Source organism: Burkholderia sp. FW306-1C-G01B, assembly GCF_058781685.1.
Window position 1 is genome coordinate 141,946 of sequence record NZ_JBYSWZ010000016.1, and the last position, 24,483, is coordinate 166,428.

17 protein-coding genes, 1 tRNA gene and 2 pseudogenes are annotated in these 24,483 nt (G+C 65.4%); 15 read left to right on the top strand and 5 right to left on the bottom strand.

The features are described 5' to 3' along the window. Positions 1-71 precede the first annotated feature (71 nt). Together AC3WLY_RS28190 and AC3WLY_RS28195 are read left to right on the top strand one after the other, a co-directional pair. The gene (locus tag AC3WLY_RS28190) at positions 72-1,031 is read left to right on the top strand and encodes an LLM class oxidoreductase (protein WP_492308493.1); all 960 of its coding nucleotides are present in this window, start codon (positions 72-74) and stop codon (positions 1,029-1,031) included. Positions 1,032-1,398: 367 nt separating this feature from the next. Then, a complete protein-coding gene (locus AC3WLY_RS28195; protein WP_492308492.1) occupies positions 1,399-3,879 on the top strand; it encodes a mechanosensitive ion channel family protein in 2,481 nt (826 codons plus the stop codon). Between the two features lie 27 nt (positions 3,880-3,906). Here AC3WLY_RS28195 and AC3WLY_RS28200 read toward each other — a convergent pair whose 3' ends face one another. Beyond that, positions 3,907-4,737, bottom strand: coding sequence for a CerR family C-terminal domain-containing protein (locus tag AC3WLY_RS28200; RefSeq protein WP_492308491.1), 831 nt, complete (start codon positions 4,735-4,737; stop codon positions 3,907-3,909). A 92-nt stretch (positions 4,738-4,829) separates the two neighbouring features. Here AC3WLY_RS28200 and AC3WLY_RS28205 point away from each other — a divergent pair, with 92 nt between their 5' ends. From AC3WLY_RS28205 to AC3WLY_RS28235, 7 genes and pseudogenes are all read left to right on the top strand, one after another. Then, positions 4,830-5,954: an HlyD family secretion protein gene (locus AC3WLY_RS28205; protein ID WP_492308490.1), complete on the top strand. Its 1,125-nt coding sequence runs from the start codon at positions 4,830-4,832 to the stop codon at positions 5,952-5,954. After that, the gene (locus AC3WLY_RS28210; RefSeq protein WP_175958687.1) at positions 5,947-7,533 is read left to right on the top strand and encodes an MDR family MFS transporter; all 1,587 of its coding nucleotides are present in this window, start codon (positions 5,947-5,949) and stop codon (positions 7,531-7,533) included. Before AC3WLY_RS28205 ends, AC3WLY_RS28210 begins: the two co-directional genes overlap by 8 nt. A 13-nt stretch (positions 7,534-7,546) precedes the next feature. Next, a complete protein-coding gene (locus tag AC3WLY_RS28215) occupies positions 7,547-9,034 on the top strand; it encodes an efflux transporter outer membrane subunit (RefSeq protein ID WP_492308489.1) in 1,488 nt (495 codons plus the stop codon). A gap of 225 nt (positions 9,035-9,259) precedes the next feature. Continuing rightward, entirely contained in the window at positions 9,260-10,795 is a 1,536-nt protein-coding gene (locus tag AC3WLY_RS28220; protein ID WP_492308488.1) for a catalase, read from the top strand. A gap of 77 nt (positions 10,796-10,872) precedes the next feature. After that, positions 10,873-11,484: an ankyrin repeat domain-containing protein gene (locus AC3WLY_RS28225; protein WP_310140575.1), complete on the top strand. Its 612-nt coding sequence runs from the start codon at positions 10,873-10,875 to the stop codon at positions 11,482-11,484. A 314-nt stretch (positions 11,485-11,798) separates the two neighbouring features. Beyond that, a pseudogene (locus tag AC3WLY_RS28230) lies at positions 11,799-12,050 on the top strand (winged helix-turn-helix domain-containing protein); the annotation flags it as partial. A 687-nt stretch (positions 12,051-12,737) separates the two neighbouring features. Continuing rightward, positions 12,738-14,567, top strand: a complete 1,830-nt coding sequence (locus AC3WLY_RS28235; protein WP_492308487.1) for a S53 family peptidase — start codon at positions 12,738-12,740, stop codon at positions 14,565-14,567. A gap of 126 nt (positions 14,568-14,693) precedes the next feature. On the opposite strand, the gene AC3WLY_RS28240 is transcribed toward AC3WLY_RS28235, so the two are convergent. Beyond that, positions 14,694-15,350 (bottom strand): pyridoxamine 5'-phosphate oxidase family protein, encoded by a 657-nt coding sequence (locus AC3WLY_RS28240; protein ID WP_175958682.1) that lies wholly within the window; start codon positions 15,348-15,350, stop codon positions 14,694-14,696. A gap of 326 nt (positions 15,351-15,676) precedes the next feature. Here AC3WLY_RS28240 and pdxR point away from each other — a divergent pair, with 326 nt between their 5' ends. After that, positions 15,677-17,143, top strand: coding sequence for a MocR-like pyridoxine biosynthesis transcription factor PdxR (pdxR, locus tag AC3WLY_RS28245; protein ID WP_492308486.1), 1,467 nt, complete (start codon positions 15,677-15,679; stop codon positions 17,141-17,143). Between the two features lie 22 nt (positions 17,144-17,165). Here the strand turns inward: pdxR and AC3WLY_RS28250 are convergent, their stop codons facing one another. Beyond that, positions 17,166-18,716 carry a phospholipase D family protein gene (locus tag AC3WLY_RS28250; RefSeq protein ID WP_425131900.1) on the bottom strand — a complete coding sequence of 517 codons (1,551 nt, stop codon included), beginning with the start codon at positions 18,714-18,716 and terminating at the stop codon, positions 17,166-17,168. On the opposite strand from AC3WLY_RS28250, the gene AC3WLY_RS28255 reads away from it, so the two are divergent. The 5 genes and pseudogenes from AC3WLY_RS28255 to AC3WLY_RS28275 all read left to right on the top strand — a co-directional run. After that, positions 18,709-18,894: a hypothetical protein gene (locus AC3WLY_RS28255; protein WP_175958679.1), complete on the top strand. Its 186-nt coding sequence runs from the start codon at positions 18,709-18,711 to the stop codon at positions 18,892-18,894. The two genes, AC3WLY_RS28250 and AC3WLY_RS28255, sit on opposite strands and share 8 nt — an antisense overlap. A gap of 251 nt (positions 18,895-19,145) precedes the next feature. Further along, positions 19,146-19,574, top strand: a complete 429-nt coding sequence (locus AC3WLY_RS28260) for a carboxypeptidase-like regulatory domain-containing protein (RefSeq protein ID WP_244137167.1) — start codon at positions 19,146-19,148, stop codon at positions 19,572-19,574. Between the two features lie 487 nt (positions 19,575-20,061). Then, positions 20,062-20,895, top strand: coding sequence for a PRC-barrel domain-containing protein (locus AC3WLY_RS28265; RefSeq protein ID WP_425131915.1), 834 nt, complete (start codon positions 20,062-20,064; stop codon positions 20,893-20,895). Between the two features lie 86 nt (positions 20,896-20,981). Further along, complete coding sequence (locus AC3WLY_RS28270) at positions 20,982-21,236, top strand: hypothetical protein (protein ID WP_175958678.1); 255 nt, start codon at positions 20,982-20,984, stop codon at positions 21,234-21,236. A gap of 38 nt (positions 21,237-21,274) precedes the next feature. After that, a pseudogene (locus tag AC3WLY_RS28275) lies at positions 21,275-21,774 on the top strand (ISL3 family transposase); the annotation flags it as partial. A gap of 76 nt (positions 21,775-21,850) precedes the next feature. Here AC3WLY_RS28275 and AC3WLY_RS28280 read toward each other — a convergent pair. Together AC3WLY_RS28280 and rpoD are read right to left on the bottom strand one after the other, a co-directional pair. Then, positions 21,851-21,926, bottom strand: a tRNA-Ile gene (locus AC3WLY_RS28280). Positions 21,927-22,055: 129 nt separating this feature from the next. Further along, positions 22,056-24,473, bottom strand: coding sequence for an RNA polymerase sigma factor RpoD (rpoD, locus tag AC3WLY_RS28285; protein WP_492308485.1), 2,418 nt, complete (start codon positions 24,471-24,473; stop codon positions 22,056-22,058). Positions 24,474-24,483: the final 10 nt, after the last annotated feature.

Here is a 24,483-nt window from a genome sequence, read left to right on the forward strand (position 1 = left end):
TGGCGCAAACACGCTAGCATTCGGACACTGAACGCCGCGCGTTCGCCTTGCACCGCCTCCAGGGATTCGACATGACCACGCACGCCCTCGCCCGCGCCGACGTCGCACGCCGCGTCTTTTCGGCCGGGCAGTTGTCGATCGGCCTCACGCTGCCGCTGCTTCGCAGCGGCAATATCGTCGCCGACTTCAACGAACAGCTCGAACTCGCGGCGCTTGCCGATACGCTCGGCTTTCGCGCGCTGTGGATTCGCGACGTGCCGCTGAACAGCGCCGACTATCCCGACCCGGTCGGCCACCTCGACCCGTGGGTGCTGCTCGGTGCACTGACGTCGCGCACGCGCCGGATCGCGCTCGCCAGCGGCGCGATCGTGCTGCCGCTGCGTCATCCGCTGCATATCGCGAAAGCCGCGCTGTCGGTCGCGACGCTGTCGGGCGGACGCTTCATCCTCGGGCTCGGCTCCGGCGACCGGCCGCCTGAATACGCGGCGTTCGGCGTCGATACGGAAACGCGGCGCGACCGCTATCGCGCACACTGGGACGTCGTCGCGGCCGCGCTCGGTGTGCCGTCGCGCGTGCTGCCCGACGAAGCGCCGCCCGACGCGCCCGAATTCACGCTGCTGCCGCGCGGCGACGACGCGGTGCCGATGCTCGCGGTCGGCTCGGGCGGACAAAGCGTCGACTGGATCGCGCGGCACTCGATCGGCTGGATGACGTACCACCGCGATCCGGACACGCAGCGCGCCCGTTATTCGATGTGGCGCGCGGCGGTCGACCGGCTTGCATCGCCGGCCTTTCGCGCGTTCGGCGTGTCGATGCGGCTCGACCTCGCCGCGCATCCCGATGCGCCGGCCACCGCGCTGTCGCTCGGTTATGCCACCGGGCGCCGCGCATTGGTCGACATCCTGCGGGACATGCGCGCGGCAGGCACGCATCACGTCACGCTGAATCCGGGATCGGACCGGCCCGTGCGCGAGGTCATCGAAGAACTCGCCGAGCATGTGCTGCCGGTTTTTCACGACGGGCAGTCGTGATTCTTCAGGAATACGAAACCATCAAATGCGACGTGCGTGTCGCGATGATCGTCGTTTGTTCACGATCGGGCGAACGCTCGCGTAACGACGCGCCATTCGCGTTCAAAAACCGTTCCCGGTTCACATCTGCACGCCGGGGCACCAACAAGCACGCGTTACAGGACGCTTACGATTCGATAAAAAGGACGTGTCCGCATATCGGACTGTCTACAGGCACGAACAAGCCGCAAACGCCCGCGCCGCCTCGCGTATGCCCGATTCAAATATTCGTCGATGGAACTATTCGGTTCCGATCGCGATCATGTTAACTTCCGTCCATCGTTCAGCTCCGCGGGCCGCGCGCCGATGCGCGCCCGCATGCCTACCCATGCGACATTTCCTCCTCGGCTGGCTGCTTGCCGCCGTCGTCTCGGCCGCGCATGCGGCCGCTCCCGCACCGGCCGCCGCGTCGGCCGCTTCCGGCACCGCGCCCGCGCTGACGCCGCAACAGGCCCGGCAGGCACTCGACGTGCTCGAAAACCCGCGCGATCGCGCCCAGGTCGAAACGACGCTGCGTGCGATCGCGGCCGTCGGCGCATTGAGCGCGCCCGCGGTCACGGCAAGCGAAGCGGCTGCGGCCAGCGGCGCGTCGGCTGCCTCCGCGCCTGCCGCGCTCACGTCGAACGGGCTCGCGTCGATGCTCGTCCGCCAGGGCGCGCGCTGGACCACCGAAATCGGCAGCGCGCTGAAGGAATCGCTGCGCTCGCTGCTCGATGTCGGCTCGGTCGGAAGCTGGTGGCATGACAAGCTGGTGCGCGCCGACGAGCGCGCCGATCTCGCGCACGCGATCTGGCTCATCGTCGCCGTGCTCGTGCCCGCGTTCCTGTTCGAATGGTTCGCGAAGCGGCTACTGCGGCGCGCGCTGGCCGCGCTGGCCGCACGGCGCGCCGACTCGGCGCGCAGCACCGCGCCCGATGCCGTCACATCCGACGACGACAACGCGCCGCCGCCGGAATCATCTGCTCCGCCCGACGCCGCCTACGCTCCCGACACCGCACCCACATCATCGCAAGGCCGCGGCGACGCGCAGCGCCACACCACGCTGCTGCACCGGATGCCGCGCGCGCTCGTCAGCCTCGCGCTGCGCGCGGTGCCGCTGCTTGTGTTCGTCGGCGTCGCGAGCCTGACGATGTCGATGATCGGCGACGCAGGCACACCGATCGAATCCGCGCTCGAATCGCTGATCGACATCTACGTGATCGGCCGGCTCGTCACGATCGTCAGCCTGCTGTTCTTCCAGCCCGATGCGCGGCAATTGCGGCTGCTGCACATCAGCGATGCATGGGCCGACTTCGCGCAACGCTCGATCGCGCGGATCGTGATCGTGGTCGGCGTGTGCACGGCCGCGGTCGAGATCGCCGCGAACATCGGCCTCAGCGAGGCCGGTCACGTCGCGCTGCTGAAAGCGGTCGCGCTCGTCGGGCACGTGATGATCGCGGCGCTGATCCTGCGGTGCCGCCGGCCGGTCGCCGCGCGGATCCGCGCAGCCGGCGCGGACCGGCCGACCTTCGCGGTAATCGGCAACGCGCTCGCGGACGCCTGGGCGCCCGTGTCGGTATTCATCGTGATGGCGCTGTGGTTCGTGTGGGCGCTCGACGTCCACAACGGCTACCGCGTGCTGATCACGCTCGGCGGCCGTTCGATCGCCGCGATGATCGGCATGCGGATCGTGTCGATCGTCGTGTTCGGCGCGCTCGCGCGGCTGTTCCAGCGCCGCGACGAAGACCGCACGCTCGTCCGTCTGCATGCGTACCGCTACTACCCGCTACTGCGCCGGATCGTATCGGGCGCGATCGGCATCGTGACCGTCGTGCTGTTGCTGCAGATCTGGGGCGTGCCGATCTTCAGCGCGTTCGAGACCGGCACGATCGGCCACCGGCTCGCGTCGGCGCTGGTGACGATCGCGATCGCGGCCATCGTCGCGCTCGTCGTATGGGAAGCCGCGAACATCGCGATCGAGCGCCGCCTGCAGCGCTGGACCCGCGAAGGCAATCTCGTGCGCGCGGCGCGGCTGCGCACGCTGCTGCCGATGCTGCGCTCGCTGCTGTTCGTGATGATCGCGCTGGTCGTCGTGCTGACGGGCCTCAGCGAAGTCGGCGTAAACGTCGGCCCGCTGCTGGCCGGCGCCAGCATCTTCGGCGTCGCGCTCGGCTTCGGCTCGCAGAAGCTCGTGCAGGATTTCATCACCGGGATCTTCCTGCTGATGGAAAACGCAATGCAGGTCGGCGACTGGGTCACGCTCGCCGGCGTGTCGGGCACGGTCGAATACCTGTCGATCCGCACCGTGCGGCTGCGTGCAGGCGACGGGTCGCTGTACACGATTCCGTTCAGCTCGGTGACGACCGTCAACAATACGAATCGCGGGCTCGGCAACGCGGCCGTCAAGGTCAGCATCGCGTACGGCGAGGACATCGATCGCGCGATCGCGACGCTCAAGGAGATCGGCACCGCGTTGCGCGACGATCCGCAGTACCACGACGGCATCCTGTCCGACTTCAGCTACTGGGGCATCGACCAGGTCGACGGCGCGGCCGTTGCGCTCGCGGGGCAGATGCAGTGCACGGACTCGACGCGCTGGAGCGTGCAGCGTGAATTCAACCGGCGGATCGCGGAGACGTTCCGCGAACGCGGCATCCGGATCGCCAATCCGCAACGCAGCCTCGTCGCGTACGCGGATGGATCGCGGCCGGAAGGCAACGGCGAAAGCGAGGACGAAGGCGAAAGCGGCAGCAGCACCCGCAACGGCAATGCCGCCGCAACGGCGGCCCGGCCGCCGTCGGCCGGCGAACCGGAGCGCAAGCCGGGCTGACCGGCTGCGGCTAACGGCGCGCCGCGCTCAACGCGCGGCGGGCTTCTTCACGCGGCGCGTGCTTGCCGCCGCGGGCGTCGACGCACCCGGCTTCGCCGCGCGTTTCGCCGCAGCACGCTGCCCCCGCTTCGCACCGGCTTCAGCAGCGGCACACGCGTCGCGCTGCGCATGCCATTGTTCGAGCAGCACGCGCGTCTGGTCGGCGATCGTCTCGATCAGCAGCACCGCGCGCTCGCCGTCGAACGCCTCCCATTCGAGCAGTTGAAGCGCCGACCGCTGCGCGATGTGGAATACCGTGATCTGCCCGAACAGGCTCAGCGCGCGCAACCGCGTGACGGGATCGTCGGCCGGCCGCCCCGAGATGCGGCCGATCAGTTCGGCGCTCACGTCGTTGAGCGGCTTGCGCATGCGCTTCATCAGGATTTCGCTCGCGCTCGCCGGCTCCTGGCCGCCCTGCTCGCGTGCGAAGAACATCCGCTGGTTCATCGTCTTCGGCGCCGTGAACATCCGGTCCGACAGCGCGCGCAGCAGCGCGATGAACGCGTCGATCAGCACGTCGACGTCAGCGTGCGCATCGAGCATCGCCCACGCATGGCCGACCGCCGGCGCGAACACCGCCCAGCCGTGCTCGGCGATCGTCTCCACGCACGCGCGGTAAACGCCTTCCTTGTTCTCGAAATAGTACTGGAGCGCCGGCGCGTTCACGCCGGCCATCGCGGCGATCTCGCGCGTCGACGCACCCGCGAACCCGCGTTCGCCGAACAGCTCGATCGCCGCCTCGATGATCCGCTGGCGCGTCTCGTCGCCGCGCGCGTAGCCGCCCGCCGACGTGCGGCGCAGCTTCTTCGCTTCGTTCATGCCTTCCTCGTCACTCGATCGACCGACATTCTACTTGACACAATTTTAGCAACTGGAATAATTCTTCCACCTGGAATAAATTGGATGCCCGCATGTCGACGTTGCAAGATCCGCCACAGAAAGTAAATCGTCAGGAAGCCGGAACAACGCCGCGCAACGGAACCCACGGATCGAAGCGACGCATCCTGCTCGTCGTCGCTGTGCTCGCGGCCTTCGGCGCCGCCGTCTGGCTCGGCCGCTGGTGGACGGTCGGCCGCTTCATCGAAAGCACCAACGACGCGTATTTGCAGGCGGACAGCATGACTGCCGCGCCGAAGGTCGCCGGTTACGTCACCGACGTCTACGTGCGCGACAACCAGGCCGTGAAGGCCGGCGATCCGCTCGTGCGGCTCGACGTCCGCCAGTACCAGGTTGCGCTCGCGCAATCGCTCGCGACCGTCGACGCGCGCCGCGCCGATATCGCGCGTGCCGAAGCCGACATCAGCCAGCAGCACGCGAATCTCGAACAGGCCGATGCGCAGGCGAAGGTGTCGCAGATCAATGCACGTCACGCAAGCGACGAATACGCGCGCTATGCGCCGCTCGCGGCGACCGGTGCCGAAACGCACGAACGCGTCGCCGACCTGAAGAGCACGCGCGACCAGGCAGCCGCGACGCTCGCCGCGAACAACGCGTCGATCGCAGCCGCCCGCACGCAGATCGCGTCGTTCACCGCGCAGCTCCGGCAGGCGCGCGCGCAGCTCGAGGCCGCGCAGGCCAGTGCCGCGCAAGCGCAGCTCGACCTCGACAACACGATCGTGCGCAGCACGCTCGACGGCCGCGTCGGCGATCGCACGGTGCGCGTCGGCCAGTACGTGCAGCCCGGCACGCGCCTGCTGACCGTCGTGCCGGTCGACGCGATCTATCTCGTCGCGAACTTCAAGGAAACGCAGATCGGCCAGATGCGCATCGGCCAGCCCGTCGCACTGCACGTCGACGCGCTGCCGGACGGCGCGCTGTCCGGCGTCGTCGACAGCTTCGCGCCCGGCACCGGCGCGCAGTTCGCGCTGCTGCCGCCCGAGAACGCGACCGGCAACTTCACGAAGATCGTCCAGCGCGTGCCGGTGCGCATCCGCCTCGCCGCGGATGCCCGCGCGCAGCGCATGCTGCTGCCGGGACTGTCGGTGACGGTCGACGTCGATACGCGTTCGACCCGCGACGAGAAGCGCCATGGCTGACACGCCCGCGACGACACCCGCGCCGCCGCACGAAGGCCGCGCGAGCGTGACCGACTGGATCGCGGTCGCGGCCGGCGCGCTCGGCGCACTGATGGCGACGCTCGACATCTCGATCACGAACTCCGCGCTGCCGCAGATCCAGGGCGAAATCGGCGCGACCGGCACCGAAGGCACGTGGATCTCGACCGGCTACCTGATGTCGGAAATCGTGATGATCCCGCTTGCCGCGTGGCTCACGCGCGTGTTCGGGCTGCGCAATTTCCTGCTGACGAACTCCGCGCTCTTCATCGCGTTCTCGATGATGTGCGGCTGGTCGCATTCGCTGCCGATGATGATCGCGGGCCGGATCGGCCAGGGCTTCACCGGCGGCGCGCTGATCCCGACCGCGCAGACCATCATCCGCACGCGGCTGCCGCTGTCGCAGCTACCGGTCGGGATGACGTTGTTCGGCCTGATCGTGCTGCTCGGGCCGCTGTTCGGCCCCGTGCTCGGCGGCTGGCTCGCGGAGAACGTGAACTGGAGCTGGTGCTTCTTCCTGAACCTGCCCGTGTGCCTGCTGCTGATGGCGCTGCTGTGGTTCGGGCTGCCGTCGGACCGCCCGCAATGGACTACGTTCTTCAACGCGGACTGGCTCGGGATCGCCGGCCTCGCGATCGGGCTGAGCTCGCTCACCGTCGTGCTCGAGGAGGGCCAGCGCGAACGCTGGTTCGAATCGCAGATGATCGTCACGCTGAGCGCCGTGTCGCTCGCCGGAATGATCCTGATCGCGCTGTCGCAGCGCTTCGCGAAGCGGCCGATCATGCGGCTGTCGCTGATGCGCAACCCGCGCTACGCGAGCGTGATCGTGATCGTGTCCGCGGTCGGCGCCGGGCTGTACGGCGTGTCCTACCTGCTGCCGCAGTTCCTCGCGATCGTCGCCGGCTACAACGCGGAACAGGCCGGTGCGATCATGCTGCTGTCGGGGCTGCCGGCCTTTCTCGTGATGCCGATCCTGCCGCGCCTGCTCGGCAAGGTCGATTTCCGCATCCTCGTGATCTCGGGGCTGCTGCTGTTCTGCCTGAGCTGCATGCTCGACATCGGCCTGACCGCGCAGAGCGTCGGCCACGACTTCGTATGGTCGCAACTGATCCGCGGCGTCGCGCAGATGCTTGCGATGATGCCGCTCAACCAGGCGTCGATGGCTGCCGTCGCGCGCGAGGACTCGGGCGACGCGGCCGGGCTCTACAACATGGCGCGCAATCTCGGCGGCTCGATCGGGCTCGCGATCATCGGCACCGTGATCGACCGGCGCACGACCTTCCATACGGCCGCGCTCCGCGAATCGGTGAGCGCGAACTCGCTGATCGGGCAGGACCGGTTGTCGGCCTACGCGGCCAACTGGTTCGCGCACACCGGCGATCTCGCGTATTCGAACATGCGTGCGCTCGGACAGCTTGCGCAGCAGATCCAGATCCAGGCGGTCGTGATGACCTATTCCGAAACCTTTTATCTGCTGGGCCTCGCGCTGCTCGCGTGCGTGCCGCTCGCGCTGCTGCTGAGAACGCCGCGCGGCCCGCAGCCGATGTCGTCCGGCCATTGAACCGTCTTACGCGATGAAATCCTTCTCCCCGCTCCGCCGCCCTGCACTCACGCTGTGCGCGGCCGCGTGCCTGCTCGCCGGCTGCACGGTCGGCCCCGACTACCACGGCGCGCCCGCCGCGCCGGATGCGCCGACCTTCGTGCGCGCGCCGGCATCCGGCGTCGACACCGCCGCGCCCGCACCGAGCGCGTGGTGGCACGCGCTGAACGATCGCCAGCTCGACGACCTGATCACCGCCGCGCTCGTGTACAACCCCGATCTGCACGCCGCGCAGGCGCGCTTGCGCGCAGCGCGTGCGCAGCTCTCGCAACAGCGCGCGGCCCAATTGCCGAAATCGTCGGCCACCGTTGCGGCCATCCGCATGCGCGAACCGGACGTCAGCGCGCTCGGCTCGCTGCTGCCGTCGAACGGCTCGAACCAGTCAAGCGGCGCATCGCCGTCGCTTGGCGGCTCCGGGCCGCTGCAACTCTATTCGGCCGGCTTCGACGCGACCTGGGAAATCGACCTGTTCGGCGGCACGCGCCGTGCGGTCGAAGCCGCGTCCGCGCAGGCCGAGGCTGTCGACGCCGACCTCTCTGACACCCAGGTGTCGCTCGCCGCCGAAGTCGCGACCGCCTACGTCGACCTGCGCGACCAGCAGCAGCGTCTCACGCTGTCGCAGCGCACGGCCGAACTGCAGCAGAAGATGCTCGAACTCACGCAGCAGCGCCGCGCGCGCGGCGTCGCGGCCGATGTGGACATCGAACGCCTGACGACGCTGGTCGAGAACACGCGTGCATCGCTGATCCCGCTCGACGCGCAGGTGACGGAATCGCTCGACCGGCTCGCGATCCTGACGGGCCGCGCGCCGGGCACGCTCGACGCCGCGCTGTCGACACCGGACACCCCGCTGCCGACGCTGCCCGGCAGCGTCGCAATCGGCGATCCGGCCGCACTGCTGAAGCAGCGCCCCGACATTCGTGCGGCCGAGCGCCGGCTCGCGTCGAGCCACGCGCAGATCGGCGAGCATGTCGCCGACTATTTCCCGAAGGTGACGCTGCTCGGCGATCTCGGCTTCAGTGCGACGGACCCCGGCCATCTGTTGCGCAAGCAGAACTTCACGTGGGTCGGTGCGCCGTACCTGCAATGGAACATTCTCGACTTCGGACGCACACGCGGCGCGGTGCGCGCGGCCGAAGCGTCGCGCGACGAAGCGGAAGCGAATTACCGGAAGGCAGTGCTCGGCGCGTTGCAGGATGCGAACACCGCACTGCAGCGCTATGGGCACCAGCGCGAACACGTCGTTGCGCTCACCAAGGTGCAAACGTCGGCCGTGCATTCCCGATCGCTGATGGACGAACGCTATCGCGCGGGCGTCGCGTCGATGATCGACCTGCTCGACACGCAACGCGAAGCGCTGTCCGCGCAGCAGAACGTGATTGCCGGGCAAGCCGAACTGATCAAGGATTACGTGTCGCTGCAGAAGAGCCTCGGGCTCGGATGGCAGGCGGGCGCGGGTTGACCGCGCCTGCGGGATACATGCACGACTGCGGCATCATTCGAAACACAACGACTCATTGCACGCGCAACAATATTCGTTCCCTCCTTCCGCATCGACCGGGCCCGCCCCGGTCCGACGCCGCGGCTATCGAAAACATATCCAATATCAATTAGCCAATCGTCTGACGATATCTTCTAATTCAGTCGGCTTCCCCACCACCGATCGGATTCAAGGAGTTCCATCGTCATGCCCTCATCCTCCCATCGCGTGCTGAGGCACGCAGTCGCCGCGATCTGCGTTGCACTCTCCGCCTCTCCCCATGCCGCCGAACTCACCCGGGACACCGGCGCGCCTGTCGGCGACAACCAGAATTCGCAGACGGCAGGCCCTGCCGGCCCCGTGCTCCTGCAGGACTCCGCGCTCATCGAGAAACTGCAGCGCTTCGATCGCGAGCGCATTCCCGAACGTGTCGTGCATGCGCGCGGCACCGGCGCATTCGGCGAGTTCGTGCCGAGCGCCGACATCTCGGACCTGACAAAAGCGAAGGTCTTCATGCCGGGCACCCGCACGCCGGTGTTCGTGCGGTTCTCCACCGTGATGGGCTACCGCGGCTCGCCTGAACAGGCGCGCGATCCGCGCGGCTTCGCGGTGAAATTCTATACGCAACAGGGCAACTGGGACATGGTCGGCATCAACTGGCCCGTGTTCTTCATTCGCGACGGCATCAAGTTCCCCGACTTCGTGCACGCGAACAAGCCGAGCGCCGTGACCGGCGTGCAGGACCCGAACCTCGCATTCGACTTCTTCGCGAACACGCCCGAAGCGACGAACATGCTGACGATGCTGTACACGAATGCCGGCATGCCCGATTCGTATCGCCACATGGACGGCTTTGCCGTGCATGCATTCAAGTTCGTCAATGCGCACGGCGACGTGCACTACGTGAAGTTCCACTGGAAAAGCCAGCAAGGCGTGCACGGCCTGCGTCCGCAGGACATCGCCGCGTCGATTGGGCGCGACTGGAACATGATGACGAACGACCTGTACGGTGCGCTGAAGCAAGGCGACTACCCGAAGTGGGATCTGTACGTGCAGGTGCTCACGCCGAAGGACCTGAACCGTTTCGACTTCGATGCGCTGGACGACACGAAGGTCTGGACCGGTGTCCCTGAACGCAAGATCGGCACGATGACGTTGAATCGCGTGCCCGACAACTACTTCCAGTCGACCGAGGAATCGGCGTTCGCGCCATCGCGGCTCGTGCCGGGCATCGAACCGTCCGAAGACCGGATGCTGCAGGATCGCCTGTTCGCGTATGCCGACACGCAGTTGTACCGGCTCGGCTCGAACTACATGGACCTGCCGATCAACCGGCCCGTCGTGCCGGTGGTCAACAACAACCAGGACGGCAAGATGAACGCCGGCGCCCGCAAGGGCGAGGTGAACTACGAGCCGTCGACACTGCACGAGCTTGCGCAGGATCCGCAGTACAAGTCCGTCCGCACGACGCTCGCCGGAACGACGCAGCAGGAAGCGATCCGCAAGAAGCTGCTGTTCCGTCAGGCGGGCGAGTACTACCGCGGCCTGTCGCAGCAGGACAGGGATGACCTGATCACCGCGCTGTCCGGCGATCTCGGCAAGGTGACAAATGCGCACAACCAGTACGCGATGCTGTCGTACTTCTACAAGGCCGACGCCGACTACGGCACGCGTCTCGCGCAAGCCGTCCACGCGAACGTTCAGCAGGTGCAGTCGCTCGCCGCGAAGCTGAGCGAGAACTGATCCCGCGATTCCGGTCGCCGTCGACGTGCGGGGTTGCGCCGCGCACGTCGACCTTATCTCTTCATCAGGACATCCTCATGCGATCAGAACGCCTGACACGCACGATCCGTGCGACCGCAACGGCCCTGGCGCTGGCCGCGATCGCCGGCTGCGCCAATCTCCCCGATCAACCGGCGTATTCCAAAGCCGATCCCGCCGCCCTGCGCCGCTATGACGGCGACTGGTTCGACGCTGCCCGCGTCGGACGCGTCGACATCCTGCGTGCATTGCACGATGCCGGCTACCCCGTCGATGCCACCGACAGCCACGGTTATACGGCCGTGATACTTGCGTCCTACGACGGCCAGCCCGCCGCACTCGACTACCTGCTGTCAGCCGGCGCAAACGCGTGTGCCGGCGATCGCCACGGCAACACGGCGCTGATGGGCGCCCTCTTCAAGAACGAACCAGACATCGCGCGGCGCCTGATCGACACGCGTTGCCCGATCGACCAGACGAACGGCGCCGGCGAAACCGCGCTGGGGTTCGCGACGCTGTTCAATCGCTTCGATCTGATCCCGCTGCTCGTCGCGCATGGCGCGAATCCTAACCATGTCGATCGGCGCGGCCAGTCGCTGCTGCGGCTCGCGCTGACGCACGACAACACGGAAGCCGCGGATGCGCTGCGGCGCGCCGGTGCCGGACAGTAGCGCGGCCCCGATCGAACCGTTCGAACAATGCCTGCGCACCGTGCTGTCGTGCCGCCGGTTTCATCGCACGGGGACAGGAAAATGCTGAATCGTTTCGCCTATGTATGGCGAGAGCGCGACTGACGCGAAGAATTCATAGCGAACGCGATAATCCGCACCAAAACAGCAGGACCACTACGAAATCACGGTGGAGCGCGAGACAGGGAAGCAATCTCGCGTACCGTCCGTGAACACCTGCGGCTTCAGAAAAACGCGTCGAGCAGCCGATGGAAGGCGATCCGCCCCGGATCGGGTGCTCGACCCCGTACCGCACGATGCCGCAAAAGAATGGCTGGGACGTGCTCGCCGAGCGTCGGAGCGCAGCCGTACGCCCGTCGTCGTCGTCACCGCGTTCGACCGCGACCTCGACCGGCTGCAGGCATCGCGCTCCGGCGCGGACGACTGCGTGCATGGCCGATGCGAGTGCGACGGAACGCACGGTCGACAGCCACATCAGCAGGCTGCGCAAGAAGCTCGAACCGGCCGGCGCGCCGAGCATGCCCGAAGTGATGCGCGGTGTCGGCTAGCGGCTGCGTGGCACGCAGTGACCGTGCCGGCGAAGATGTCGAGCACTTCCTCGATAACGCTCGGCCCATTACAGAACGAATCGGAAATGATTGGCGAATCGCCTCTGGCATTACCTGCGAAGGCGGTCTCGAAAATTACAAAATACTGCCGATCTTTTCAAAATCATTGCGCGTTATTCGATTTAATTTTGTTTCATGTAATCAAAAAAAGTTTGACACTCCGCTTTCGTTCTTGATACCGTCCGATTCAAGCAACCGGACGAATTGTTCACCACGCAATCGATTCCGCTCTACGTTTTTTCGCTTCCGCCGCACCGAAGTGCCCGCCGCCGGCCGTGTCGTTCGCGCACCGGCGCATGCAATATCCCGATGCATCTCATTGGACGACTGCCATCCGGCAGCGGGCCGAAGGATCGAATGAAATGAGCAGGACACCGAAGCTGTTGCTCTAGCAATCCTGCCCGCGTCATGTCCGCGCGGCTGCCCTGCATCGCGGTGCAGCCCTTCCGCTACCGCGTTTTCCGTATTTCGCCCCCGGAAAGAAACCACCTTTCCGGATCGGGCGAAAGGCCCTGTCGCGTCCGCGCCAACCGTGCGAGCGCGACAGAAAGCGGCGGTGCACGACCCGCACCGCCGTCGACCGTTGTTGTTCGTGCCGTTCGATGTTCAACCGGAGGGGTAATTCAAATGAATCAGGTTGCAGACAAGAAACAAAAGCACATTCGCATCGTCAAGCTCGCATGCGCCGCCGCGGCCGCTTCGTTCGGCATGGCGACCGCCCACGCCGCGCCGGCAGCCGGCTGGACGGAAACGCGCACCAAAGGGTTCCTGCCGCTCGTGCAGCAGAGCGAAGCCGGCGCGGCCGGCGCGCCTGCAGCGAGCACGGCCGCCGCAGCAGCCGCGGCCATCGACATGGCGCCCGGCGAATCGGTGGACATCGTGCTCGGGCTGAACCTGCGCAACGAGGCGCAACTCGACAAGTACCTGCGCGACCTGCATACGCCCGGCTCGCCGCACTACCGGCAGTTCCTCACGCCCGCTCAGTTCGCCGCGCAATATGCGCCGACCGACCAGCAAGTCGCGTCCGTCGTCGCGCACCTGCGCAAGGAAGGTTTCGTGAACATCGTGGTCGCGCCGAACCGGCTGCTGGTGTCCGCGTCCGGCACCGCGGCGACCATCAAGTCCGCGTTCCGCACGACGCTCAAGCGCTTCACGCGCAACGGCCGCAGCGTCTACGCGAATACCGACGCAGCGCAAGTGCCGAACGCGATCGGCGGCATCGTGGGCGCCGTGCTCGGCCTGCAGAACGTCGAGCTGATGCATACCGGCGCGGGCAGCAAGCCGCAAGGCAACACCAGCAACCTGACGATCCCGGCCGGCGCGTCGGCGGTGCCGCACAACCCGACCGAATTCTCGTCGCTCTATGGCGGCGACGGCACGCCGACGGCCTCGCAAACCACGGTCGGCATCATCTCCGAAGGCGACCTGTCACAGACGGTGAGCGACCTCAATACGTTCGCCGCGAACAACGGCCTCGGCACGATCAGCAGCAGCATCGTGCAGACGGGCCCGGCCGGCAGTTCGTATACCGATACGTCCGGCACCGTCGAGTGGAACCTCGACAGCCAGTCGATCGTCGGCGCCGCCGGCGGCAGCGTGAAGCAGGTCGTGTTCTACGCGGCGCCGTCGATGACGCTCACGGCGATCACGGCCGCGTACAACAAGGTGGTGACGGACAACGTCGCGAAGGTGATCAACGTGTCGCTCGGCGTGTGCGAATCGTCCGCATACAGCACCGGCTCGCAGGCGACCGACGACACCATCTTCAAGCAGGCGGTCGCTCAAGGGCAAACCTTCTCCGTATCCGCGGGCGACCATGGCGCGTACGAATGCGCGAGCGGCTCGCCGTCGCGCTCGACCTACACGGTGAGCGAACCGGCGACGTCGCCGTACGTGATCGCCGTGGGCGGCACGACGCTGTTCACCAACACGTCGACCAACGCGTACAACAGCGAGATCGTCTGGAACGATCCGAGCTGGCAGCCGGGCACCGTGTGGTCGACGGGCGGCGGATACAGCAAGTACGAGGCCGCGCCGTCGTGGCAATCGTCGAGCCTCACCGGGTCGACCAAGCGCGCGCTGCCTGACGTCGGCTTCGACGCCGACCTGCGCACCGGTGCGATTCTGGTGGTGAACGGCCAGACGTCCGACACGCTGTGGGGCTCGGGCTACCTGAACAACGAAGGCGGCACGAGCCTCGCCGCGCCGATCTTCACGGGCATCTGGGCGCGGCTGCAATCGGCGAACAACAATGCGCTCGGGTTCCCCGCGTCGAGCATCTACAAGTACTTCCCGGCCAACGCGGCGCTGCTGCACGACGTCACGTCCGGCAACAACGGCAGCGGCACCTACGGCTACAAGGCGAAGGCCGGCTGGGACGCGACGACGGGCTTCGGCAGCGTGAACATCTCGAAGCTGAACGCGTTCATCCAGAGCACGTCGGATTTCGCGCGCTGATGGATCGATGACCGACGCCGTTCCGGGTGCGCGCCGTTTCGCGCGCCCGGAACCGCATGCAACTGCGTAAAAAACCCGCGAAGCCTCGCGGGTTTTCTGCGAAACATCCCGATCTTGCCGCGATACTCAATCGGCCCAGTTCCGGACGTAGTCCGGCACGGGCGCGCTGCCGCTCCCGTCGGCATGAACCGGCGTACCACGCATCGTCTTCAGGGGCAAAATTCCCGCCCACACGGCGAGCGCGAGATCTTCCTCCTTGTCGGACGGCAACGAATCGCTGACCTTCACGGCCGCTTCCGCAAGGGAAATCCGCAGCACGCTGGTTGCGTTGAGTTCCTTCGAATTGCCCGGTCGCGCTTCATGCTTGCGGCCCGCGGCGATCTTGTCCATGAAGGCATCCAGCGCCGCGAGTTTTTCCGCACTACCCTCCACCGTGTCGAACTGCCCGTAGATCACCGCCGATCGATAATTCATCGAATGACTGAAGGCCGACTTGGCCAGCACGAGCCCATCCAGCAGCGTAATCGCCACGGACGCCTGCGCGCCCGCAGACAACGCCTTGATCATCCGGCTCCCGTTGGATCCATGAATATAGAGGTCATCGCCCCTTCTCCAGTGCGCGGTCGGGATGCAGTGCGTGTCGTGTCCGTCGCCGAAAGCAATGTGACAGACGTACGCATCGTCCACGATGCGGTGGAGCATCGTGCGATCGTGATTCGCCAGTTCGGGCAGGCGGCGAATGGTGGTACGGGATGCGGGAGAGATGAGGGTATGGTCTTTCATGTCTGGTTTTCCTGTTCGTGCGCCACCTGGCGCGCATCGAGCGGTCCGCGTTTCGGCAACACGCGAAATTCGATCGAAAATATCTATGCACTGCGAAATGAATCGAATCGGAATCGTGCAGCATCCACGCCCGAACGACGGGTCGATCGACTTATCGACAGTCGCGCGCCGAATCGATCAAAATACGCGATTGCAACGATCGTCCGACGTACCGGCAATCCGCTGCGAATCGCCCGGCACGGGACTGCGCCGCGAGAACGCGAACAATACGATGTGCGTTGATTCTTAAAAAGAACCAGCCCAAGGAAAAATTCTGGAACCAGCCTATGGATCTCGCGCTGCTCATCTCGTCGCTTTCCAGACAGGACGGCACGACAAGACACAGCCAGCAGGAAGCCCTGTACCGGAGCCTGCGCAACATGCTGCTGGACGGGCAGATTCCGCCCCGCACGCGGCTCGTGTCGACGCGCGTGCTCGCGGCGGAGCTGGGCATCGCGCGCAACTCCGCGGTCTATGCGTACGAGCGTCTTGCCGAGGAAGGCTTCGTGGCGGCCACGCGCAACGGCACGATCACGCTGTGGGACGGATGCGGCCGTTCGAGCGCCGGGAATGACGACAGCCCGGCCCTGGTTCACCTGGCCGAGCGTGTGCACGGCCTGGAGAACGCCCGTCCCGAGCCCGAGCGCATGCTGCCGTTCGTCCCCGGCCTTCCTTCGCTCGACGAATTCCCGGTCGCCCAGTGGCGCCGTTGCATCGAGCGCGCATGGAAAGCCGTCAAGCCCACCCAGCTCGCGTACGGCCCGGTCGAAGGGCTGCCCGAATTACGGCGCGCCGTAGCCGCCTACATCCGGGTTTCGCGAGGCGTGCGCTGCGAAGCTGGCCAGGTATTCATCACCGACGGCACGCAGGGCAGCCTCGAGCTGTGCGCGCGCATGCTCGCGAATCCCGGCGAATTCGGCTGGCTCGAAAACCCCTGCTATAACGGCGCCAGGACGGCATTCCGCTCGACCGGCCTGAATATCGTGCCGATCGAGGTCGACCACGAAGGCATGGCGCCGACCGACGAACAGTGGCGCGCCCAACCGCCCCGGCTGATCTATACGACGCCGTCGCACCAATACCCGCTCGGCGCGCTGATGAGCCCACGGCGACGCGCGGCGCTCGTCGAGCATGCGCGTGCATGCGGTGCGTGGATCATCGAGGACGACTACGACAGCGAGTTCCGCCATGGCGGCCAGCCGCTCCCGGCGATCCAGGGCCTCGATGCCGACGCGCCGGTCTGCTATCTCGGCACGTTCAGCAAGACGATGTTTCCCGCGCTCCGGCTCGGCTTCATGGTGGTGCCGCCGGTGCTGGTCGACCGCTTCACCAGGACGCTGCGCGAACTCGTCCATCGCGGCCATTCGGCCGATCAACTGGCGATGGCCGAATTCATCGACACCGGCCTCTTTGCGCGGCACCTGCGCCGCATGCGGGCGCTGTACGCCGCGCGGCGCAGCAGCCTCGAAGCGGCACTCGCCCGCCATCTAGGCACATCGTTGAGCGTTCGGGAAAGCCCGGGCGGCATGCATCTGTCGGCGGATCTCGCGCTGCCGCTGCACGATACCGAAGTCGCGCACGCGGCGGCCGCGCATGGCCTGTTGCTTCAGCCGCTGAGCAGCTACGGCGTCGGCGACGGCCGCCGGTACAACGGCTTCGTGCTTGGATATTCCGGGCTGACCGACGCGACGATCGAGACAGCGACGATGCAGCTCGCGGACGTCATCGAAAAACTCGGCCACTCGCTGTGCTGAGCGCAGCACAGCGCATCGTCGCTCACAGTTGCGACTCGATCGGAAACAGCCCGAGAAACCAGACTTCCATCCGACGCGCGGCCGACACTTCCGGCTCGTGATCGAGCTCGACGACCTTGCCGTCCGAATCGGTCTGAACCCATTTGAGCTGCCCCTTCCCCGCCGGATCGGTCCTCGGCTCGACGCGCCACGCGATCCGGTCGAGTCGCGATTCCAGGTCGTTTGCAACCTGCGACGCAATCGCCGGGCTCTCGCAGTAAACGCCGATCTCCGTATTGAGGTTCAGCGAGCGCGGATCGAGATTCATCGACCCGATGAAAATGCTCTTGTGGTCGAACACGTAGGTCTTCGCATGCAGCGACGCTCGCGACGACCCGATGATGACCTGCTTCGAAATGCTCTTGTCGCCCGACGGCCGCCGCTCGTAAAGCCGCACGCCGGCCGCCACGAGATCGCTTCGGTAGCGCCGGTAGCCGGCATGCACGGCCGCCACGTCGGTCGACGCGAGCGAATTGGTCAGCACCGTCACGCGCACGCCGCGCGCCGAGAGCGCGCGCAGCCGATCGACGACGGCCTTGCCCGGCACGAAATACGGCGACACGATCAGCAGGTCATGTTCGGGCTGCAATGCGAGCGCGCGCAACTGCGGCATCAGATGCCCGTCGCTGTCCTTCGGCGAATGCGCGATCTTCGACGGATCGTCGTACAGCACCGTCGCGCGCCCCCACGACAGTTCCGTGCCCTGCCCATGAACGATCCGGTCGAGCCGTTGCCTCGCTTCGAGCACGTACGGATTGTCCTCCATCGCCCTCAGGTAGTCGCGCAACCGTTCGCGCTCGCGGTCCAGCCCGCCCGGCGCCGCGTCGTGCCCGACCAGCGCGTCGATCGGATACGCATACGGGGAATTCCAGAACGTATCGAATTCCGTCGAGATGTCCTTCACGACCGGACCATGGACGACGACATCGAGATCGCCGAACTCCAGCATCGACGATGCGCCGAAGTATTCGTCGCCGATATTGCGGCCGCCGACGATCGCCGCCTGGTTGTCCGCGATCATCGCCTTGTTGTGCATGCGCCGGTTGACGCGCGAGAACTCGAACACCGTGCCGATCTTCTTGAACGTACGCGTGGCAACCGGGTTGAACAGCCGGATCTCGATGTTCGGGTGCGAGCTGATCTCGAGCAGCTTGCGGTCGTCCGCGTTCGTGCCGAGATCGTCGAGCAGCGCGCGAACGCGTACGCCACGATCGGCCGCGCGAATGATCGCGTCGGCCAGTTCGTGCCCGGTCAGGTCGTCGTGCCAGATGTAGTACTGGAGGTCCAGCGACCGGTCCGCGCGGTCCGCAAGCAGCACGCGCGCATCCAGCGCATCGACCGGATCCGTCAGCAGATGAAACGCGTCCTGCCCCGGATGCATGCCGGCCTGCTGGCGGAACGCAACGCCCAGCCGCGTGTTTTCCGTGTCGGCGAACGCATGCGTCGGCGCGCGGTCGGCCTGCGGCGGCAGGCTGGCGCACGCGACGAGCGCCAGCAACGAAAGAATCGCACCCCACGAACGCAGCATGATCATGATTACCGTCGCCACTCCCGAGCGAAGCATGTTTATTCCGGCCGCCGGATGGATCGCGGGGCTCGACGGCTGCCCGGGCGCCCGACAGGCATCGCGCGCGGACCGTGCCGCGCCACAGCATACTTCGATTGCCATCGGGACGGCACACTCCCATGTTTTCCCGGTGGTGGTGTTCTGAAGATGCGCGACATGCCGCCGACGCAGTGTTCGCGATAACGCCACGCCCGCAGGCAGCGCGCTGCTCAAGTTGCCGAAGCCGGCACGTACGACGCCCCGGACGGCGCGTAATCGGATGAAGACCAAGCGTCCGGCACCGAACAGACATGCGGCGCGAATAGCCGCATTGGTGAGAAGCGAGCCGGCCCTGTCAGTCAGACCAACACTGCCGCCACACGTCTACTCCCCGCCGAATCCTCCAGGAGATCCCTCATGAAAACATCCGCGTCCTTAATGCGCGCGTTCCTTCTAAGTGCCACGTTAGTCGGAATCGCCCCGGTCGCAGCCGACGACAACCTTCCTCCGATACGGCACACCGATCAGGTTACCTATATGTCGGGCGGCATCGGACTCGATCAATCGGTCGCCATCAAAGGTGCCATGCGCGACTACGCACTCGTGCTCACCTTCGTCCGCCGGGCCCGAAGCGAGAACGAATACTTGTCCGACGTACTTGTGACTATCACGGACATGAAAGGCAATACGGTCCTGGAAACGCCGTCGGACGGCCCGTTCATGCTGGCCAATCTGAAGAATGGACGTTATGCGATCAACGCGAGCTACAACGGCCAATCGGAGCGATACATCGTGGAAGTTTCGGCATCCCGGCACGCGCGTCATACGTTCATTTGGTTCATGTAGCCATGAGCCCCCGCCCCTCTGCGCACAGGCGGCTTTCGGCGCAACGACCTCTCGATCCGGCAGGACGCCGTCAGTCCGCCCGGTACGGCGTCCGGCTGCAGTACCGGTAAAGCGACAATCCCCACTGCGATTGCGGCATCAGCAGCCAATGCGCGTTGTCGAAGCCTGCATCGTCGGCTTCACATCACGTCACGCCCCCCGGGGATGTTCCAGTCGATTCGTTATCCTGATCCGAGTCGATCCGACAGACCCATGTCCGATCCGGCGCACACTTTGTACGCTTTCGTACCGCGTCGGCAGTCCGTTTCCAGTACCGTGAAAGCATGCCGGAATCCGTCACGACGAAACATCAGACTGTGGCACCACGAGCATGAACGGGATCGGTACGAATCGCTCGGCATCCACGGGCGAGCGACTGGACGCCACCGCACGGCACGCGGTTCAGCCGGATCATCGACATGCCGCGCATCGATCTGACGAGAACATCATGCTACGAAGCATCAAGGAATTGCACGGAAGCGCGGTCCGCGCGAAGGACGGCGACATCGGACATATCATTCAAGCCTACTTCGACGACGACAACTGGTGCATCCGTTACCTCGTCGTCGAGACGGGCGACTGGCTGCACGAGAGGCGGGTGCTCATCTCGCCCTACTCCGTCAAGCACACCGACTCCCGATCCAGCACGCTGCATATCGACCTGACGCGCCATCAAGTAGGAGACAGCCCGAATCTGGACACACGCAAGCCGCTATCCCGTCAACACGAGGTCGAATACCTGCGGTACTACCATTACCCGCCCTACTGGGGTGGCCCGAACCTGTGGGGCATGAACGCATACCCTGCGTTCCATTCTGCCGCCCTGTCGCAAGATTTCGAGGCTGGAAGTCCGCTGCCCACTCGCGCAACGCCGGCCGACGCGGGGGCCGACGCGCCCGCAGACACACCGACGGATACGCATCTGCGCGGCACCGGCCGGGTCAAGGGTTATCGGCTCGAAACCACGGCCGGACGCATCGGCCGCGTGTCCGACTTCATCTACGACGATGAAGCCTGGGTGATCCGCTACCTCGCAATCAGTACGCGGAACTGGTGGTTGACCAACAAGGAAGTCCTGATCGCGACGCACTGGCTCGACCGGGTGGACTGGGCCACGGAAACGGCATCAACCGCGCTCAACCGCGAATCGATTCGCCATAGCCCCGAATACGACGATTCGCAGCCCGTCTATCGAAGCGACGAGATTGTGCTGCATCAGTTCTACGGCAAGCACGGCTACTGGTTGAATGCCGAATCGTCCACGGCCCGCGGTACGCTTTGATGCCGCGGCCTCTGGCTGCGTGAAACCCTGCGACGCTCAAGCTTGTCCGTCCTGAACGCTTTATCGGTTCGTACCAGAGAAGATCCATGTCTGCTTTCATGCCCGTGATCTCGGCCACGCAATTCATCGAACTGGTCAATCAGCGTCTGCCCTCGCATCACGTATTCAAGGCCGGAATGCACGTGTTTCTCGTGAGGCCGGCATCCGCCGACGCCGATGCGACCGAGTTCGACTATTCACCGAGGACGCGCCGGGCGAGCGGCGTGGTCATCTATGTCGTCGATCATGTGAAATCCCAATTCCTGGTCGAGCCGGACCTGAGGCTGGCAGGGCCCGGATAGCGCCGTTCGATGCGGCCGCCGGTCGAAGCCGACCCAGATTCCATCTCGTCCGTCGACCTGCCTCCGAGCGCTTCCATCAACTTCACCGCGTCGACCATCCTCTCCGCCTGCCCGCTCAATACCGACAGCGGAACCGCCGGCGCCGCTTGCGTCAGTACGGCCACAATCTGAAGCCGGAACAGACAGTGCAGTTGAAGGAGTCGCTGGCCGCCAATCAGTCGCTGTTATACGTCTACGTGCTATGCGACGAGTTCAAACGGCTCTGGTTCCACCGAAAGCCGGCCTGGGCGGGCAAGGCTTGGGGGCAATGGTTCGAACAGGCTCAGCAAAGCGGGATCGCCGCCTTGCAAAAGTTCGCCGAGCGCTTGCAGGGCTACTGGCACGGAATCGTGACCCGCTGCCGCCATCCGCTCAATACCAGCGTTGTCGAAGGCATCAACAACACCATCAAAGTCATTAAGCGTAGGGCCTACGGGTCCGCGACGAGGAGTACTTCTTCCTAAAGATCCGCGCCGCCGTCCCCGGAATTTCGCGTTGAACCAACAAAAAAACCCGCGAAGCCTTGCGGCTATCGCGGGTTTGCGGCATTCCATGGAACACCGTGGAAGCGAATCTGGTGGGCCCGGCGGGGTTCGAACCCGCGACCAATCGATTATGAGTCGACTGCTCTAACCGCTGAGCTACAAGCCCTGATGAGATTTGACGCGTGCTACACGCAGCCCCGGCAAGGAAGCCGGGCCGGCATTGTAACAACAAAGGAGACAAACGCTACCGGCATCACGCAGATGCCGGCGGCGTTCGCAGGAGAAACGCTGGAAATCAGTTCCCTTCGAGGAACGACTTCAGCTTGTCGGAACGGCTCGGGTGACGCAGCTTGCGCAGCGCCTTGGCCTCGATCTGACGGATCCGCTCGCGCGTGACGTCGAACTGCTTGCCGACTTCCTCGAGCGTGTGGTCCGTGCTCATCTCGATGCCGAAGCGCATCCGCAGCACCTTCGCCTCGCGCGGCGTCAGCGAATCGAGCACGTCCTTCACGACGTCGCGCATGCTTGCATGCAGCGCGGCATCCGCCGGCGCGACCGTGTTGGTGTCCTCGATGAAGTCGCCGAGATGGGAATCGTCGTCGTCACCGATCGGCGTTTCCATCGAGATCGGCTCCTTCGCGATCTTCATGATCTTGCGGATCTTGTCTTCCGGCATTTCCATCTTCTCGGCGAGCGTTGCCGGATCCGGCTCGAGACCGGTTTCCTGCAGGATCTGCCGCGAGATGCGGTTCATCTTGTTGATCGTCTCGATCATGTGAACCGGAATACGGATCGTGCGCGCCTGGTCCGCGATCGAACGCGTGATGGCCTGACGGATCCACCACGTCGCATAGGTCGAGAACTTGTAGCCGCGACGGTATTCGAACTTGTCCACCGCCTTCATCAGGCCGATGTTGCCTTCCTGGATCAGGTCGAGGAACTGCAGGCCGCGGTTCGTGTACTTCTTCGCGATCGAGATCACGAGACGCAGGTTGGCCTCGGTCATTTCGCGCTTCGCCTGGCGTGCCTTCAGTTCGCCGGCCGCCATCTGGCGGTTGGTTTCCTTCAGGTCCTTCAGCGGCAGCACGACGCGCGCCTGCAGGTCGAGCAGGCGCTGCTGCTGTTCGCGAATCGCCGGGATGTTGCGCGACAGGACCGCGCTGTACGAATGGCCTTCGGCCGTGATCTTCTCGGCCCAGTCGAGATCCGTCTCGCTGCCCGGGAAGCGCGCGATGAATTCCGAACGCGGCATGCCGCACTTGTCGACGACGATGTGCAGGATCTGGCGCTCGACCTGACGCACTTCGTCCACTTGCGCACGCAGCGTGTCGCACAGGCGCTCGACGGTACGCGCGGTGAAGCGGATCGTCATCAGCTCGGTCTGGATCGTTTCCTGCGCCTTCAGGTAGGACTTCGACTTGTAGCCTTCCTTCTCGAACGCGCGGCGCATCTTGTCGAACCACTCGCTGATCTGCGAGAACTTGTCGAGCGATGCGCGCTTGAGGGCTTCGAGCTGGGCGGCGTTGGCCGTCGCCTGCGCGGCGCCGTCATCGTCCTCCTCTTCCTCTTCTTCCTCTTCCTCTTCGGCTTCCTCGTCCTCGTTCTCGATGGCTTCCGCTTCCTTCGCGGAGAAGCCGTCCGTGTCGGCGCTGTCCGAAGCATTCGGATCGAGCAGGCCGTCGACGAGTTCGTCGACGCGGATCTCTTCGTTCGCGACGCGCTCGGCCATCGCGAGGATGTCGGCGATCGTCGTCGGGCACGCGGAAATCGCCATCACCATGTGGCGCAGGCCGTCCTCGATCCGCTTCGCGATCTCGATTTCGCCTTCGCGCGTGAGCAGCTCGACCGTGCCCATTTCGCGCATGTACATCCGGACCGGATCGGTCGTGCGGCCGAACTCCGAATCGACGGTGGACAGCGCGACTTCCGCTTCCTCTTCGACTTCATCGTCCGACGACGCGGCCGGCGCGTTGTCGTTCAGGAGCAGCGTTTCCGCGTCCGGCGCCTGCTCGTAGACCGCCACGCCCATGTCGTTGAACGTGCCGATGATGCCTTCGAGGGCTTCGGTCTCGGTGAAGTTGTCCGGCAGGTGATCGTTGATTTCGGCGTACGTAAGGAAGCCGCGCTCCTTGCCGAGCTTGATCAGCGCGCGCAGCTTCACGCGGCGCTCTTCGAGCTCCTCGGCCGTGCCCGGCGTGCTCGTCGCGAACGCTTCCTTCAGCAGCGCCTTTTCCTTGGCGCGACGATCGCGCACCTTGGATTTGCCCGGTGCAGCCGCGGCTGCGGGCTGCTCGTCGCTCTGATTTGCGTCGTCGTCGACGGATACTTCGTTCAGCTTTTTGGTCATGGAGTTCGCCGTACCGGCTATATCGACTCGCGGCTGCTGGACGACAGCCGGTTGAACCGTGGGTGCATGAGTAGTACGTACTGCCGTTTCGTCCGCGGCGGCAGTCGTGTCCCTTGCGCTTTTCGCACTTGCCCGCTTCGCCGCCGGCTTGGCCGGCCCGGAGTCGGGTCTGGCGGCAGCCCGTGTTCTGGCTGCCGGCGCCGGCGCAGCCTGAGCGGTGCCGGCCGCGGTTTTCTTTCCCGCAGGGGCTGACGATGCTGAAGACGTTGTCCTGGCGGAAGAAGCAGACTTGGCCGCTGTGACCTTCTTGGTCGGCTCCGTCGAGCCCTTGCCTGTTGCTTTCTTTCCGCCTGTCGTCTTTGCCATCGCGATTCTC

Coding starts and splice junctions, on each gene's coding strand:
- AC3WLY_RS28195 (WP_492308492.1), top strand. CDS start 1,399: ATGCGACATTTCCTCCTCGGCTGGCTGCTTGCCGCCGTCGTCTCGGCC.
- AC3WLY_RS28270 (WP_175958678.1), top strand. CDS start 20,982: ATGTCTGCTTTCATGCCCGTGATCTCGGCCACGCAATTCATCGAACTG.
- pdxR (WP_492308486.1), top strand. CDS start 15,677: ATGGATCTCGCGCTGCTCATCTCGTCGCTTTCCAGACAGGACGGCACG.
- AC3WLY_RS28265 (WP_425131915.1), top strand. CDS start 20,062: ATGCTACGAAGCATCAAGGAATTGCACGGAAGCGCGGTCCGCGCGAAG.
- AC3WLY_RS28190 (WP_492308493.1), top strand. CDS start 72: ATGACCACGCACGCCCTCGCCCGCGCCGACGTCGCACGCCGCGTCTTT.
- AC3WLY_RS28235 (WP_492308487.1), top strand. CDS start 12,738: ATGAATCAGGTTGCAGACAAGAAACAAAAGCACATTCGCATCGTCAAG.
- AC3WLY_RS28215 (WP_492308489.1), top strand. CDS start 7,547: ATGAAATCCTTCTCCCCGCTCCGCCGCCCTGCACTCACGCTGTGCGCG.
- rpoD (WP_492308485.1), bottom strand. CDS start 24,473: ATGGCAAAGACGACAGGCGGAAAGAAAGCAACAGGCAAGGGCTCGACG.
- AC3WLY_RS28200 (WP_492308491.1), bottom strand. CDS start 4,737: ATGAACGAAGCGAAGAAGCTGCGCCGCACGTCGGCGGGCGGCTACGCG.
- AC3WLY_RS28225 (WP_310140575.1), top strand. CDS start 10,873: ATGCGATCAGAACGCCTGACACGCACGATCCGTGCGACCGCAACGGCC.
- AC3WLY_RS28205 (WP_492308490.1), top strand. CDS start 4,830: ATGTCGACGTTGCAAGATCCGCCACAGAAAGTAAATCGTCAGGAAGCC.
- AC3WLY_RS28255 (WP_175958679.1), top strand. CDS start 18,709: ATGATCATGATTACCGTCGCCACTCCCGAGCGAAGCATGTTTATTCCG.
- AC3WLY_RS28250 (WP_425131900.1), bottom strand. CDS start 18,716: ATGATCATGCTGCGTTCGTGGGGTGCGATTCTTTCGTTGCTGGCGCTC.
- AC3WLY_RS28260 (WP_244137167.1), top strand. CDS start 19,146: ATGAAAACATCCGCGTCCTTAATGCGCGCGTTCCTTCTAAGTGCCACG.
- AC3WLY_RS28240 (WP_175958682.1), bottom strand. CDS start 15,350: ATGAAAGACCATACCCTCATCTCTCCCGCATCCCGTACCACCATTCGC.
- AC3WLY_RS28220 (WP_492308488.1), top strand. CDS start 9,260: ATGCCCTCATCCTCCCATCGCGTGCTGAGGCACGCAGTCGCCGCGATC.
- AC3WLY_RS28210 (WP_175958687.1), top strand. CDS start 5,947: ATGGCTGACACGCCCGCGACGACACCCGCGCCGCCGCACGAAGGCCGC.